Here is a 12,195-nt window from a genome sequence, read left to right as displayed (position 1 = left end):
CGCCCCCCCGGTTGCCCGCAGGATCAGAGATGCATGTAGTCGCGGAAGACGTGGCGCACGATCTCTTCGCGGCGCAGGCCCCGTTCGGCCAGTTGTGCATCGGACATGGCGTTCAGCGTTTCGATTTGCTGTACGCGGCTGTTGTTTTCTGCAAGCGCGATCAGGCCATTGCCGATTGCCCGGAAGGGTGCTGCCAGCAGTTTGCCAAGCGCAAACGGTGCGGCGGATGTTGTGTCTGTGAGTGCCATTTTGAACCTCAGTTCGATAAAAACGTTCGGTCCTCCCCTGGCGATGAATATGGGGGAAAATGTCTGGCATGTGCACAGGGTCTTTCGTCATAGCTGTTTTGCGCACGCTGCAATGCAGCGTGGCCTTTGGGTGTTATGGCACCGCTTTGATATCGACATAGACATAGCGGTCTGGGGCTTCGTTGGTGTAGCGGGCTTCCGACAGATAGGAGAAGCCAAGCTCCGGCAGGTAGTGCAGCGTTTCCTCGTAGCCGTCGTCATCGTAGTAAATGCCGGTGACCGGGATCATGTCGTAGCTGCAACCACCCAACGTGATGCGGGTTGTGTCTCCGAAGACATAGCTTTCCACACGGCTTTCGACGCCTTCGGTGTCCATGGTGACCACTTTTGTGTCCCAGCGCCCGCCGGCGACGGGCAGGGGCGCATCTTCTGGGCTGATCGGATAGCTGTGGGTGGCGCGACTGTCAGGAATGGCGTTGCCATCCTCCAGATCAAACTGCTCCACAATATAGAGCCCTTTAAGCAGGACGTATTTGGATTGAATGCCGGTGGTGTCTTCCCAGAGGCCGCGGACATGGTTTGCGCCAAAGCTTTGATAGGTCTCCATGGCACCGTCCTTATCCTCAAGACGGATGCCGGTTTCCATGTCAGAAGCGGTGGGGCATTGCGCAGCAAGGGGGCTGGCAAAGCAGGTGAGGGCGAGAAGTAGTGCGCGCATAGGGCCTCCGGTCAGAACATAAAGTACCGCTGTGCCATGGGCAGCACCTCGGCAGGCTGACAGGTCAGAAGTTCACCATCGGCGCGCACCTCGTAAGTCTCTGGATGGACTTCAATTTCCGGGGTGGCGGCGTTTAGCTTCAGATCCGACTTGCCAATCTTGCGGGTATTCTGAACCGCGAGGGTTTGTTTTGCCAAGCCCAGTGACGCCCCGATGTTTTCGGCTTGTGCTGCCTCGGAGACAAAGACAACGGCGGCGTTTTCCACGGCACGGCCATAGGCGCCAAACATCGGGCGGGAGTAGACCGGCTGTGGGGTGGGGATGGAGGCGTTGGGGTCGCCCATCTGGGCACAGACGATGGAGCCGCCAATCAGCACCATTTCCGGTTTTACGCCAAAGAAAGCCGGGTTCCAGAGCACGAGATCGGCGCGTTTGCCCTCTTCAATGGAGCCGATCTGATGGGCGATGCCATGGGCGATGGCGGGGTTGATGGTGTATTTTGCGATATAGCGGCGGACGCGGAAGTTGTCGTTCTCGCCGATCTCTTCGGGCAGACGTCCGCGCTGTTTTTTCATTTTGTCCGCGGTCTGCCACGTGCGGATCAGCACCTCGCCGACGCGCCCCATGGCCTGACTGTCAGAGGCGATGATTGAGAACGCGCCCATGTCATGCAGGATATCCTCAGCCGCGATGGTCTCGCGCCGGATGCGGCTTTCGGCAAAGGCCACATCCTCTGGGATGGATTTGTCCAGATGGTGACAGACCATGAGCATATCCAGATGCTCATCCACCGTGTTCACAGTGAAGGGACGCGTGGGGTTGGTTGAGGAGGGCAGCACATGCTCTTCGCCGCAGATTTTTATGATGTCTGGCGCGTGGCCGCCGCCTGCGCCCTCAGTATGGAAGGCATGGATGGTGCGGCCCTTCATGGCGGCCACGGTGTTTTCGACAAAGCCAGATTCGTTGAGCGTGTCGGTGTGGATCATCACCTGCACGTCCATCGCGTCGGCCACCGAAAGGCAGCAGTCAATGGCGGCGGGCGTGGTGCCCCAATCTTCGTGCAGTTTGAGCGCACAGGCCCCTGCCTTGACCTGCTCTTCGATGGCCGCAGGTAGCGACGCGTTGCCCTTGCCCGCAAAGGCGAGGTTCATCGGAAAGGCGTCGGCGGATTGCAACATGCGGCCAATGTGCCATGGGCCGGGGGTGCAGGTGGTGGCCAAAGTGCCGTGCGCTGGGCCGGTGCCGCCGCCGAGCATGGTGGTGAGACCTGAGTGCAGCGCATCTTCGATCTGCTGTGGGCAGATGTAGTGGATGTGGCTGTCAAACCCACCTGCAGTCAGAATTTTTCCTTCGCCCGCAATGGCTTCGGTGCCGGGGCCGACGATGATGTCCACCCCCGGTTGGGTGTCCGGGTTGCCCGCCTTGCCGATTTTGGCGATGCGCCCATCCTTAAGGCCCACATCGGCTTTGTAGATGCCGGTGTGATCGACAATCAGCGCGTTGGTGATCACTGTGTCCACAGCCCCTTCGGCGCGGGTGGTCTGGGCTTGGCCCATCCCATCGCGGATCACCTTGCCGCCGCCGAATTTGACCTCTTCGCCATAACTCAGCGCATTGCCGTTTCCGGCTTTCTCAGCAGTCAAATCCCGCTCCACCTCAATCACAAGATCGGTGTCAGCGAGGCGCAGCTTGTCACCCACAGTGGGGCCAAACATGGCGGCGTAGTCGGAGCGGGAAATTTTTGCTGGCATAAAAGGGGTCTCTGTTGGTTTGGCAGGCGCAGAGTGTGGTCGTGCGCCCCGTTATTTTTTCGGTTTAGCCGTTTCAGCTGCAGCGGGCGGCATGGCTGGCGGCGTGGAAGGCTGGCGTTTGGTTTTGCGCGCCGCTGGCGCTGGGTCTGTCTCTGCTTTGGGCGCGGGTGCGGCGGTTTTTGCCACCACCTTTGCCGCAGGTTTGGCAGCAGGCTTGGATGTGGGCTTCGGTTGTGGTGTGGCGGCACCTTTGGGCTTTGGGGCCGCTTTTGCTTCTGGCTTTGCTTTGCGTGTTGTGGTGACCGGTTTTGCCGGTGCTTCGGTTTTGGTGGTGACCGTTTTGATGCTTGGCTCTGTTGCGGCAGGTTTGGCAGCGGTTGCGGACGCCGCGCGGCGCGCGGTGGTCGGTTTTGTTTTTGGTGCAGCTTTGCGCCGGGGCGCGGCGGGTTTGGTCGCCTGTTTCGGTTTCTCCGCCGTAGGTTTTGGCGTGGCCAAAGCTGGCGATGTGCTCACCAGATAGGGCATCGTCATGGATGTCATCAGTGCCTTTGTCATCGCGTGTGAGGTGCGCATGTTGCGCTCCATCAGCCGGGACATAAAGAAAAACCCATTTAGTGAGGCCGTGATCGAGCCCGTGGCAATCGTCTGCATCAAAATCTCCTTGGGGTTAGGTCATGAGAGAGGCCCCATGACTTTCTGATTAAATCCATAAATGCGGCGCGCGCCTGAAATCGGAATGAGGTGCACCTCTCGGCGTTGGCCCGGCTCAAAGCGCACGGCGGTGCCTGCAGCGATGTCCAGACGCAGGCCATGGGCGGCGGCGCGGTCAAAATCCAGTGCTGGATTGGTTTCGGCAAAATGGTAGTGGCTGCCCACCTGAATGGGGCGATCGCCGGTGTTGGCCACCATAAGGGTGGTGACTTCGGCGTGTGCGTTCAGGGTTAGGTCGCCCTCTGCAGGGATCAGTTCGCCGGGGATCATTTTTTCTTCCACATGAAAAGACCAAAGGCGCCAACAGCGAGGGATCCCAAAAGCAGAGACAGCCAGATCGGATGGTCGGCATGAGGGTGCAAATGTGCACCTGAATGGGCCAAGGCGGGGGCAGCTGTGGCGGTGGCGAGCGCCGTGACGGCAAAACGTTGCATGTCTGTCTTCCTCTCGTCAGTCAGCGGATTGGGTTGTGGACGGTCACAAGTTTTGTGCCATCTGGGAAGGTGGCTTCGACCTGCACTTCGTGGATCATCTCGGCGATGCCTTCCATACACTGGTCACGGGTGATGACCTGTGCGCCCGATTGCATGAGATCGGCCACCGAGCGGCCATCGCGCGCGCCTTCGACAACGGCTTCGGTGATCAGGGCAATCGCTTCGGGGTGGTTGAGCTTCACGCCACGCGCGAGGCGCTTGCGGGCCACTTCGGCGGCCATGGCGATCAGCAGTTTGTCCTTTTCACGGGGGGTCAGTTGCATGTGGTCAGAGCATCCATGTTCGGGGAATATCAGCGCCGTGCAAAAGCGTGAGCGCGGGAATGAGGGATTGGCGCAGGGCGTGGCCGTCTTCGGCCAGAATGCGCGCAAACAGCAGGCCATCGCGGATCTCGCTGGCCCCTGCGGTGGCGGGCAGAAGCGCGCGCAGCTTGTCCAGATGGCGGCCCGCATCGGGCGCGGCCAGCAGGATGGTGGCCATGGCGCGCGCGCTGCCTGCGATGGTGGGGCGGTCAAGATGTGCCTGAATGTTGCCGCTGAGTTTGACGCGATCTGCAAACAGCAGCTCATCATCACGCGTCACGGTGATGCGGTCAAAGATATCGGCTTTGCGCAGGGTTTCGCCCATGGCGGTGCGGCCAAAGATCAGCGGCTCCACCATCAGAAAACGCGCGGTTTTGTGCATGGTCACAGTCAGGCTGCGCGACAGGGAGGCCCCGTCAAAAAGGATGGTTTCTTGCGGCAGCCAGTCGAGCTGGGCGTTTTCCTCAAGCGTGAGTGTTGTCTCAAGCTGCCCCGGTTTGGCGTCAATGCTGCGATAGGCGCGCTCGGCGGCCTGCGTGGTGATGGTGAGCTGGCTGTCTGCGCCAGCGGAGGCTGAGACAGAGAAACAATCGCCCCCGGTGATGCCGCCAGCGGTGTTGAGCAGAACCGCCTGCAGGGCCTGGGTGCGGCCACGTGGATAGTTGGCATGTGGGAAAAGAACGCGGCTGGAGCCGGACAGGCGCAGATCGTCCAGCACCGAGGCCGCCCCCCGCAGCTTGCTGGCCATTTCGGCGCTGCCCTGCGCGCGCGGTTGTTGCGGCAGAGCGGGCTCTGGGCGTGATATGGGCGTTAAGGCGGTGATGGGCGTCTCCGATGAGCGGTGTCGGTTTTCCTTGTGACTCGCATTGGCGGCGGCGCATCAAAAGAACGCCTGCCCGTTTTTTGAGCGGATCTGTCACATGCGTATGAAATTTGCGCATATTGAGCGATTTGGATGAAAAATCGGGCAAACTGCGAACTTTGGCACACGGACGGCAATTGGATTGAAATTTCTCGACGTGATCGCCATTTTGCCGCCAGTTTCGAATCGCTGTTTCGGTGGCGATACCGCCTTTATGCGTGGGCTGGCCAAAGACTTGCCAACGCCTCTCTTCAAATCCCGGCGTGGCCGGGAAGGAGCCAGATATGAGCTTTGATCGCAAGATTAAGATCGCCCCATCCATCCTGTCAGCGGATTTTGCCAACTTCGGTGCGGAGATTCGCGCGATTGAGGATCAGGGTGCGGATTGGGTGCATGTGGATGTGATGGACGGGCATTTTGTGCCGAACCTGACCTTTGGCCCGCCCGCGGTGAAAGCGTTCCGTCCGCATGTGAAAACCTTCATGGATGTGCATCTGATGATCGCGCCAGTGGATCCTTACATCGAGGCCTACGCCGAAGCAGGCGCAGATATGATCACTGCGCATGTGGAAGCAGGCCCCCACATTCACCGCACCGTTCAGGCGATCAAGGCGCAGGGCGTGAAAGCGGGCGTGGCTGTGAATCCGGGCACCCCACTGGAAAGCATCGAACATGTGCTTGATCTGGTGGATATGGTGCTGATCATGACGGTGAACCCCGGATTTGGGGGCCAGAAGTTCATCCATTCTGGTGTGGAGAAAACCCGCCGCTGCCGTGAGATGATTGGCGATCGTGAGATCCACATCCAAATCGACGGCGGTGTGACCACCGAAACCGCGCCTCTGGTGGCTGCGGCGGGTGCAGATGCGCTGGTGGCAGGCTCTGCGGTGTTCAAAGGCGGCTCTGTCGATCAGGCGCAGGTCTACGGCGACAACATCCGCGCCATCCGCGCCGCAGCCGAGGCGGCACAGTAAGCGCCTCTGCTTCAGGACCAATCAGTGTCAGTCGCGGATTTCCTCGGCTGACACACCCCAAAGGTCGGTTTTCTGCACCCAGCCTTTGTAGCCGCCGGCCTTCAGGCGGCACCAATCCAGCGTACATTCCTCAAGCTTTGCAATCACCCCGAGTTCCAGATGGGCGGTGGCCTGTGTCTGATCCGGGCGCACGGCAAGAGGCAGCATGTCTTTTTGTACAATCACGGTGCGCACGCCGGAGAGCAGGGAGTAGTGGATCCAGCCGCCTGCACCTTCGATGTCGCGCACGCGCCGCCAGTGGCCATATTCGGCGGTGATCTGAAGTGGCATTGATTTGCGGGTGAAGACCCAGTCGATGCGGTGGGTGCGGGACGGGCCGCGCCGCACATTGGCTTTGCTCGCCTTCAGAGAGACATAGCGCGGCAATGGCAGGTTGGTGACAGGCCCGCGTTTGGGCGCAGCGGTTTCTGCGGTCGTGTCTGTGCTTGCGCTTTGAGCGGACACAGGGTTTGCCGCAACGGAAGATGTGAGCGCCAACAGCAAAGCCGTGGCCAGGCTCACAAGAGAATTTCGACCCAAGGTGAACATTTTGCCTGATTTTTTCTGCATTGAAGGTGCGGAGGGGTTCTTGTGCGCCGCTTGCCTGTGTTGCACTGTGACATCAACGGGCTGATTTGGAAAGTATGGGGAGGCATTGAATGCCAAAGCAACGTCTGAGTGTTGTCGTGACGCGACGCCTGCCGGAAGCTGTTGAGACACGGCTGTCTGAGCTGTTTGATGTGCGGCTGCGCGATGATGACAGCCCAATGAGCCGCGAAGAGCTGGCGGCAGCGATGAAAGACGCTGATGTTCTGGTGCCAACGCTGAGCGACAAGATAGACGCCAATATGATTGCGCAATCTGGGGACAGGCTGAAGTTGATCGCCAACTACGGCGCCGGTGTGGACCACATTGATGTGGCTTCGGCCCGTCAGCGCGGCGTTCTGGTGTCCAATACGCCGGGTGTGTCAGCCGATGACACGGCGGATATGGCGCTGGCGTTGATTCTTGGCGTGACCCGCCGGGTGAGCGAAGGCGTGCAGCGCATGCAATCTGGCGAATGGGACGGCTGGGCCCCTACGGCGCTGTTGGGTGGCCGGGTGAGCGGCAAGCGGCTCGGCATTCTGGGCATGGGCCGCATCGGCACGGCTGTGGCGCGGCGCGCGCAGGCCTGTGGCATGCAGATCCACTATCACAACCGCCGCCGCCTGCGCCCTGAAATTGAGGCGCAATATGAGGCGACCTATTGGGAAAGCCTTGACCAGATGCTGGCGCGTATGGATGTGATTTCCGTGAACTGCCCGCATACGCCCTCAACCTTCCATCTGCTGAATGCGCGTCGTCTGAAGCTGATGAAACCCTCGGCGGTGCTGATCAACACCTCCCGCGGGGAAGTGATCGACGAAAACGCCATGGTACGTGCGCTGAAGAACGGTGATCTGGCGGGCGCTGGGCTCGATGTTTTTGAGCACGGCAATGAGGTACATCCTGATCTGCGCGGTGTGCCCAATGTGGTGCTGATGCCGCATATGGGATCGGCCACTGTCGAAGGTCGGATCGAGATGGGCGAGAAAGTCCTGATCAATATCAAGACGTTTGATGATGGTCACCGCCCACCGGATCTGGTTGTGCCAGCGATGCTCTGAGGCGGCATGCGGGCTTTTGTCGGCATACCGCTGGAGGGTCCAGAAGCGGATCGTTTCTTGGATGTGCAGGACCGTCTGGCGGTTGGCACACCGGTCGCAGCGGCCAATCTGCATGTGACACTGGCGTTTCTGGATGATCAGCCGGTGGAGCAGCTGGAAATGCTGCATGAAGAGCTGGAAATGATCCAGGCGCTGCCCTTTGAAATGACGATGAAGGGCATCGACATTTTTGGTGGTGCCAAAAGCCGATGCCTTGGGGTGTTGGTGGCGCCGGATCCGGTGTTGATGGATTTGCAGGCGGATGTGGCCCGCGCCGCACGTCGGGTGGGCATGAAAATCGAAAAGCGCCGGTTTCGCCCGCATGTGACGCTGAGCCGTTTTCGCGATGGTCAGCACGCACCGGAAAAGATCCAAGGTGCGATTTCACGTGGGGCTCATTTTGATATGTGGCCGATCTCGGTGTCTGAATTCGCGCTCTATCGCTCCAATCTGACCTCGGAAGGCGCGCAGTATGAGGTGCTGAGCGATTATCCGCTGTTGGTGATGCCGCCGCTCTGACTTAAGCTGAGGGGAAGCGGCGCGTCGGTCTGTGGAGGAGCGGCAGAGCGCGCCCCTTTTTAAGTTTAGGGAGAGTGGAATGAAGCGTTTTTCATTAAGTGTTTCCGTGGCTTGCCTAATGGCGAGCATGAGTTTGGCACAGGAGGCCGCCGACAGCGTTGCGCCAGAGGTTGCGACTCAGCTTGGTGGTCAGATCCCTGAGGCTCTGATGGCCGCGCAGGACGCCAAGGTCGCAGGTCAGCCCACATCTGCAGAAAACTGGATGGTGGCGGCGGCCAATCCGCTGGCGGTTGAGGCGGGCGCAAATGTGCTGCGCGCCGGGGGATCGGCGGCGGATGCCATGGTGGCTGTGCAATCGGTGCTGGGGCTGGTGGAGCCGCAAAGCTCGGGCCTTGGCGGGGGCGCGTTTCTGGTCTGGTATGATGCTGAGAGCGGCACGGTGACCACGCTGGATGGGCGCGAGAAAGCGCCTTTGGCGGCCACGCCGAAGCTGTTTCTGGATGAAAACGGCGAGCGCATGAAGTTCTTTGATGCGGTGGTTGGCGGGCGCTCTGTCGGGGTGCCGGGCACGCCGATGTTGATGGAAGAAGCGCACCGACGTTGGGGGCGCAGCGCCTGGCCCAGCCTGCTGGATGCGGCGATTGGCCATGCAGAAAAAGGCTTTGCGGTGTCCCCACGCCTTGCAGGCGCGGTGGCCAATGATGCGGAGCGGCTCTCAAGCCATCCGACCACGGCGGCTTATTTCCTGCCCGGTGGCGCGCCGCTGTCGGAAGGCAGTGTCTTGCAGAACGCGGACTATGCAGAGAGCCTGCGCCTGATGGCGGAACATGGCGCGGATCCCTTTTACACCGGTGAGATCGCGACCGATATTGTGGCTACGGTGCGGAGTGCCGACAATCCCGGCGTGCTGAGCACGGTTGACATGGCGCTTTATCAGGTGAAAGAGCGCGATGCGGTCTGTGTGGAGTATCGCGATCACGATGTCTGCGGCATGGGGCCGCCCTCTTCTGGTGCGCTGACCGTGGGGCAGATTCTTGGGCTGGTCGGTGCTTATGACATGGCGGGCATGGGGCCTGAGAGCGCGGATGCCTGGCGTCTGATCGGGGATGCTTCGCGTTTGGCCTTTGCCGACCGTGGGCGCTATATGGCGGACAGTGATTTTGTGCCGGTGCCGACCGCGGGCCTCGTTTCGCCAGACTATCTGGCCGCGCGGGCAGAGCTGCTGTCTGGTGATAAGGCGCTGGAAAGCGTGGCACCGGGGACGCCGGAGTTTGACCATGCGCTGAACTGGGGCGACGGGCAGACATTTGCGCAGCCATCCACCTCGCACATCTCGATTGTGGACAGCTATGGCAACGCGTTGTCGATGACCACCACGATTGAAAACGGGTTTGGCAGCCGGGTGATGGCGCGCGGCTATCTGCTCAACAACGAGCTGACCGACTTCTCCTTCCGTTCTCATGGTGACGGCGTGCCGATTGCCAACCGTGTGGAGCCGGGCAAACGCCCGCGTTCCTCGATGGCGCCAACCATTGTGTTGAAAGACGACAAACCTGTGCTGGTGATTGGCAGCCCGGGCGGCAGTCGGATCATCGGTTATGTGGCCAAAACCATCATCGCCCACATGGATTGGGGGATGGATGTGCAGGCGGCGATTGATCTGCCGCATCTGGTGAACCGCTTTGGCACTTATGATGTGGAAGAAGGCACCGCAGCTGCTGATTTTGAGGCCCCTCTGACGGAGATGGGTTTTGAGGTGAATGTGCGGGGGCTGAACTCTGGCTTGCATGCCATCGCAATTGGTGATGGGTTGCAGGGCGGGGCGGACAACCGCCGCGAAGGGGTGGCCTATGGCGAATAAGCGCATCTGAGTACAAGGCTCTGCGTTTGCTTGCGGCCCCCAGCGACTTGCGAAGGGAAGAGGCATGGCAAACGCAGAGGTTTTGGAGCGCAATGAAGATGGCATTGCCGCAGCGCTGGGGGTGCTGAAGCAGCAATTTGGTGAGGCCTGCCACACGGGTCAGGCGATGCGCGAACAGCATGGCCACACCACCACATGGTTGCCCAACCAAGCCCCGGATGCGGTGATCTTTGCCAAATCGACCGAAGAAGTTGCCGCCATTATCAAAACCTGCGCCGCCCATAAGGTGCCGGTGATTGCCTATGGCACGGGCACCTCGCTGGAGGGGCATGTGAACGCGCCTTTGGGCGGTGTCTGCATCGACATGACCGAAATGAAGAACATCATCGCGGTGCATGATCAGGATCTGGATTGCGTGGTGCAGCCGGGTGTCACCCGCGAACAGCTCAACACCCATCTGCGGGACCGCGGCCTGTTTTTCCCGATTGATCCGGGGGCCAATGCCTCGCTGGGTGGGATGGCCTCCACCCGCGCAAGCGGCACCAACGCGGTGCGCTATGGCACGATGAAGGACAATGTTCTGGCGCTGGAGGTGGTTTTGCCGTCTGGCGAGGTGATCCGCACCGCCAGCCGCGCGAAGAAATCCAGCGCAGGGTATGACCTCACCCGTTTGATGATTGGTGCTGAGGGCACGCTCGGCATCATCACAGAGATCACGTTGAAATTGCAGGGCATTCCAGAGGCGATGTCCTCTGCGCGTTGTTCGTTTGAGAGCGTGGATGCGGCCTGTCAGGCGGTGATGGCGACCATTCAATACGGCATTCCGGTGGCGCGGATTGAGCTGCTCGATGCGATGAGCGTGAAGGCGGCCAATGCTTATTCCAAGCTTGATCTGCCGGAAACACCGCTGTTGCTTTTGGAGTTCCACGGCTCTGACAATGGCGTGGCCGAGCAGGCAGAAATGTTTGGTGCCATCGCCGAAGAAATGGGCGGCACGGGGTTTGAATGGACCACAAAGGCTGAGGACCGCACCAAGCTTTGGCAGGCGCGCCATGATATGTATTGGGCCTCGCTGCAGCTGCGCCCCGGCGCAAAAGGCGTTTCCACCGATGTCTGCGTGCCGATTTCACGGCTGGCGGAATGTGTCACGGCGGCGACAGAGAAGGCGGCAGAGCTGGGCTTGCTGGCGCCGGTGGTGGGCCATGTGGGCGACGGAAACTTCCACACGCTACCGCTGATTGACATGGAGAACGCCGAAGAGGTCGCCAAGGCGGAAGGCTTTGTCAGCTGGCTCAATGATCTGGCGATTTCCATGGGCGGCACCTGCACGGGGGAGCATGGCATCGGGCAGGGCAAGAAGCCCTACCTGCGCAAAGAGCTTGGCGGGGCTGTGGATGTGATGGCGGCAGTCAAAGCGGCGATTGATCCGGATGGGATCATGAATCCGGGGAAGATTTTGTGAGTTGATAAAATGGTTGAGCAATACCTTTTAGGAGTTTTTCATTTTCAACCTGACCTATAGGTTGTTTCTCTTCTTGTTGAGACAACATTTGGAGAACGACAATTGGATCGGAAAGTTGACCAAGTTTACAAGATCGTCGGAGATGAGCGTAGAAACACCGTGTGTGCCTTTAAGAAATGGTTGGACAATGTATCAGCGCTGCGGGCTCGGTTTACGGAGTCGTATTTTGAGTTTGATCCGTTTGAATGGAATGAAACAGCAAGTGTTGCGCTTTTGGGCAATGCCGCCACTATAGGGGCTTTTTAGCTTTGACAGAGTACTCGGTGCTCAAAAGAAAAAAGCAGAGAGGCAGGCCTTACAAGAACGGTAGATGTGATCTTTGGGTCGCGGATGTTGACAGTCCCTGCGCATGGGCATTTGAATTCAAGCAGTACTTTCTTGGACCTCGTTTCCAAAACGATGCCCTAAAAAAGCAACTAGATGCTGCTTACTCTGATGCGGAGCAATTAAGTTGGGAGGAGGCGGATCACCGTTTTGGTGGTATTATCCTCGCCCCCCAAAAGACTGAG

At 59.6% G+C, this 12,195-nt stretch carries 14 protein-coding genes; 6 read left to right on the top strand and 8 right to left on the bottom strand.

Going from position 1 to position 12,195, the window contains the following annotated elements:
* Positions 1-23: 23 nt before the first annotated feature.
* The 3 genes from PJL69_RS07555 to ureC form a co-directional block, all read right to left on the bottom strand.
* Positions 24-248: a DUF1127 domain-containing protein gene (locus PJL69_RS07555; RefSeq protein ID WP_271309116.1), complete on the bottom strand. Its 225-nt coding sequence runs from the start codon at positions 246-248 to the stop codon at positions 24-26.
* Positions 249-381: 133 nt separating this feature from the next.
* On the bottom strand, positions 382-966 hold the full coding sequence (locus PJL69_RS07550) for a hypothetical protein (protein WP_209096947.1): 585 nt from the start codon (positions 964-966) through the stop codon (positions 382-384).
* Between the two features lie 11 nt (positions 967-977).
* Positions 978-2,717 (bottom strand): urease subunit alpha, encoded by a 1,740-nt coding sequence (gene ureC / locus PJL69_RS07545; RefSeq protein WP_271309115.1) that lies wholly within the window; start codon positions 2,715-2,717, stop codon positions 978-980.
* A gap of 91 nt (positions 2,718-2,808) precedes the next feature.
* Here ureC and PJL69_RS07540 point away from each other — a divergent pair, with 91 nt between their 5' ends.
* Entirely contained in the window at positions 2,809-3,237 is a 429-nt protein-coding gene (locus tag PJL69_RS07540) for a hypothetical protein (protein WP_271309114.1), read from the top strand.
* A gap of 152 nt (positions 3,238-3,389) precedes the next feature.
* Here PJL69_RS07540 and PJL69_RS07535 read toward each other — a convergent pair whose 3' ends face one another.
* The 4 genes from PJL69_RS07535 to PJL69_RS07520 are packed head-to-tail and all read right to left on the bottom strand — an operon-like array spanning position 3,390 to position 4,972.
* Positions 3,390-3,698 carry an urease subunit beta gene (locus PJL69_RS07535; protein ID WP_271309113.1) on the bottom strand — a complete coding sequence of 103 codons (309 nt, stop codon included), beginning with the start codon at positions 3,696-3,698 and terminating at the stop codon, positions 3,390-3,392.
* Positions 3,695-3,862, bottom strand: a complete 168-nt coding sequence (locus PJL69_RS07530) for a peptidase M23 (protein ID WP_271309112.1) — start codon at positions 3,860-3,862, stop codon at positions 3,695-3,697. Before PJL69_RS07530 ends, PJL69_RS07535 begins: the two co-directional genes overlap by 4 nt.
* A gap of 20 nt (positions 3,863-3,882) precedes the next feature.
* Positions 3,883-4,185, bottom strand: coding sequence for an urease subunit gamma (locus tag PJL69_RS07525; RefSeq protein ID WP_271309111.1), 303 nt, complete (start codon positions 4,183-4,185; stop codon positions 3,883-3,885).
* Positions 4,186-4,189: 4 nt separating this feature from the next.
* Positions 4,190-4,972, bottom strand: a complete 783-nt coding sequence (locus PJL69_RS07520) for an urease accessory protein UreD (RefSeq protein WP_271309110.1) — start codon at positions 4,970-4,972, stop codon at positions 4,190-4,192.
* Between the two features lie 398 nt (positions 4,973-5,370).
* Here PJL69_RS07520 and rpe point away from each other — a divergent pair, with 398 nt between their 5' ends.
* A complete protein-coding gene (gene rpe, locus PJL69_RS07515; RefSeq protein WP_271309109.1) occupies positions 5,371-6,060 on the top strand; it encodes a ribulose-phosphate 3-epimerase in 690 nt (229 codons plus the stop codon).
* Positions 6,061-6,087: 27 nt separating this feature from the next.
* Here rpe and PJL69_RS07510 read toward each other — a convergent pair whose 3' ends face one another.
* Complete coding sequence (locus PJL69_RS07510; protein ID WP_271309108.1) at positions 6,088-6,669, bottom strand: SH3 domain-containing protein; 582 nt, start codon at positions 6,667-6,669, stop codon at positions 6,088-6,090.
* A gap of 89 nt (positions 6,670-6,758) precedes the next feature.
* Here PJL69_RS07510 and PJL69_RS07505 point away from each other — a divergent pair, with 89 nt between their 5' ends.
* The 4 genes from PJL69_RS07505 to PJL69_RS07490 all read left to right on the top strand — a co-directional run bounded on the left by PJL69_RS07505 (position 6,759) and on the right by PJL69_RS07490 (position 11,626).
* A complete protein-coding gene (locus PJL69_RS07505) occupies positions 6,759-7,745 on the top strand; it encodes a 2-hydroxyacid dehydrogenase (protein ID WP_209096925.1) in 987 nt (328 codons plus the stop codon).
* A gap of 6 nt (positions 7,746-7,751) precedes the next feature.
* The gene (thpR, locus tag PJL69_RS07500; protein ID WP_271309107.1) at positions 7,752-8,303 is read left to right on the top strand and encodes an RNA 2',3'-cyclic phosphodiesterase; all 552 of its coding nucleotides are present in this window, start codon (positions 7,752-7,754) and stop codon (positions 8,301-8,303) included.
* Positions 8,304-8,382: 79 nt separating this feature from the next.
* The gene (ggt, locus tag PJL69_RS07495; RefSeq protein ID WP_271309106.1) at positions 8,383-10,164 is read left to right on the top strand and encodes a gamma-glutamyltransferase; all 1,782 of its coding nucleotides are present in this window, start codon (positions 8,383-8,385) and stop codon (positions 10,162-10,164) included.
* A gap of 64 nt (positions 10,165-10,228) precedes the next feature.
* Positions 10,229-11,626 (top strand): FAD-binding oxidoreductase, encoded by a 1,398-nt coding sequence (locus PJL69_RS07490; protein WP_271309105.1) that lies wholly within the window; start codon positions 10,229-10,231, stop codon positions 11,624-11,626.
* Positions 11,627-12,195: the final 569 nt, after the last annotated feature.

The sequence above is a fragment of the Shimia sp. MMG029 genome, from assembly GCF_027947445.1.
Classification (GTDB): domain Bacteria; phylum Pseudomonadota; class Alphaproteobacteria; order Rhodobacterales; family Rhodobacteraceae; genus Shimia.
Note: the sequence above shows the minus strand (reverse complement) of the source record. Positions and strands in the feature narration are given on the sequence as shown.

Excerpts from the sequence above, each read along its gene's own strand:
- PJL69_RS07555 (WP_271309116.1), bottom strand. The coding sequence starts at position 248 with ATGGCACTCACAGACACAACATCCGCCGCACCGTTTGCGCTTGGCAAA.
- PJL69_RS07550 (WP_209096947.1), bottom strand. The coding sequence starts at position 966 with ATGCGCGCACTACTTCTCGCCCTCACCTGCTTTGCCAGCCCCCTTGCT.
- ureC (WP_271309115.1), bottom strand. The coding sequence starts at position 2,717 with ATGCCAGCAAAAATTTCCCGCTCCGACTACGCCGCCATGTTTGGCCCC.
- PJL69_RS07540 (WP_271309114.1), top strand. The coding sequence starts at position 2,809 with ATGGCTGGCGGCGTGGAAGGCTGGCGTTTGGTTTTGCGCGCCGCTGGC.
- PJL69_RS07535 (WP_271309113.1), bottom strand. The coding sequence starts at position 3,698 with ATGATCCCCGGCGAACTGATCCCTGCAGAGGGCGACCTAACCCTGAAC.
- PJL69_RS07530 (WP_271309112.1), bottom strand. The coding sequence starts at position 3,862 with ATGCAACGTTTTGCCGTCACGGCGCTCGCCACCGCCACAGCTGCCCCC.
- PJL69_RS07525 (WP_271309111.1), bottom strand. The coding sequence starts at position 4,185 with ATGCAACTGACCCCCCGTGAAAAGGACAAACTGCTGATCGCCATGGCC.
- PJL69_RS07520 (WP_271309110.1), bottom strand. The coding sequence starts at position 4,972 with ATGGCCAGCAAGCTGCGGGGGGCGGCCTCGGTGCTGGACGATCTGCGC.
- rpe (WP_271309109.1), top strand. The coding sequence starts at position 5,371 with ATGAGCTTTGATCGCAAGATTAAGATCGCCCCATCCATCCTGTCAGCG.
- PJL69_RS07510 (WP_271309108.1), bottom strand. The coding sequence starts at position 6,669 with ATGCAGAAAAAATCAGGCAAAATGTTCACCTTGGGTCGAAATTCTCTT.
- PJL69_RS07505 (WP_209096925.1), top strand. The coding sequence starts at position 6,759 with ATGCCAAAGCAACGTCTGAGTGTTGTCGTGACGCGACGCCTGCCGGAA.
- thpR (WP_271309107.1), top strand. The coding sequence starts at position 7,752 with ATGCGGGCTTTTGTCGGCATACCGCTGGAGGGTCCAGAAGCGGATCGT.
- ggt (WP_271309106.1), top strand. The coding sequence starts at position 8,383 with ATGAAGCGTTTTTCATTAAGTGTTTCCGTGGCTTGCCTAATGGCGAGC.
- PJL69_RS07490 (WP_271309105.1), top strand. The coding sequence starts at position 10,229 with ATGGCAAACGCAGAGGTTTTGGAGCGCAATGAAGATGGCATTGCCGCA.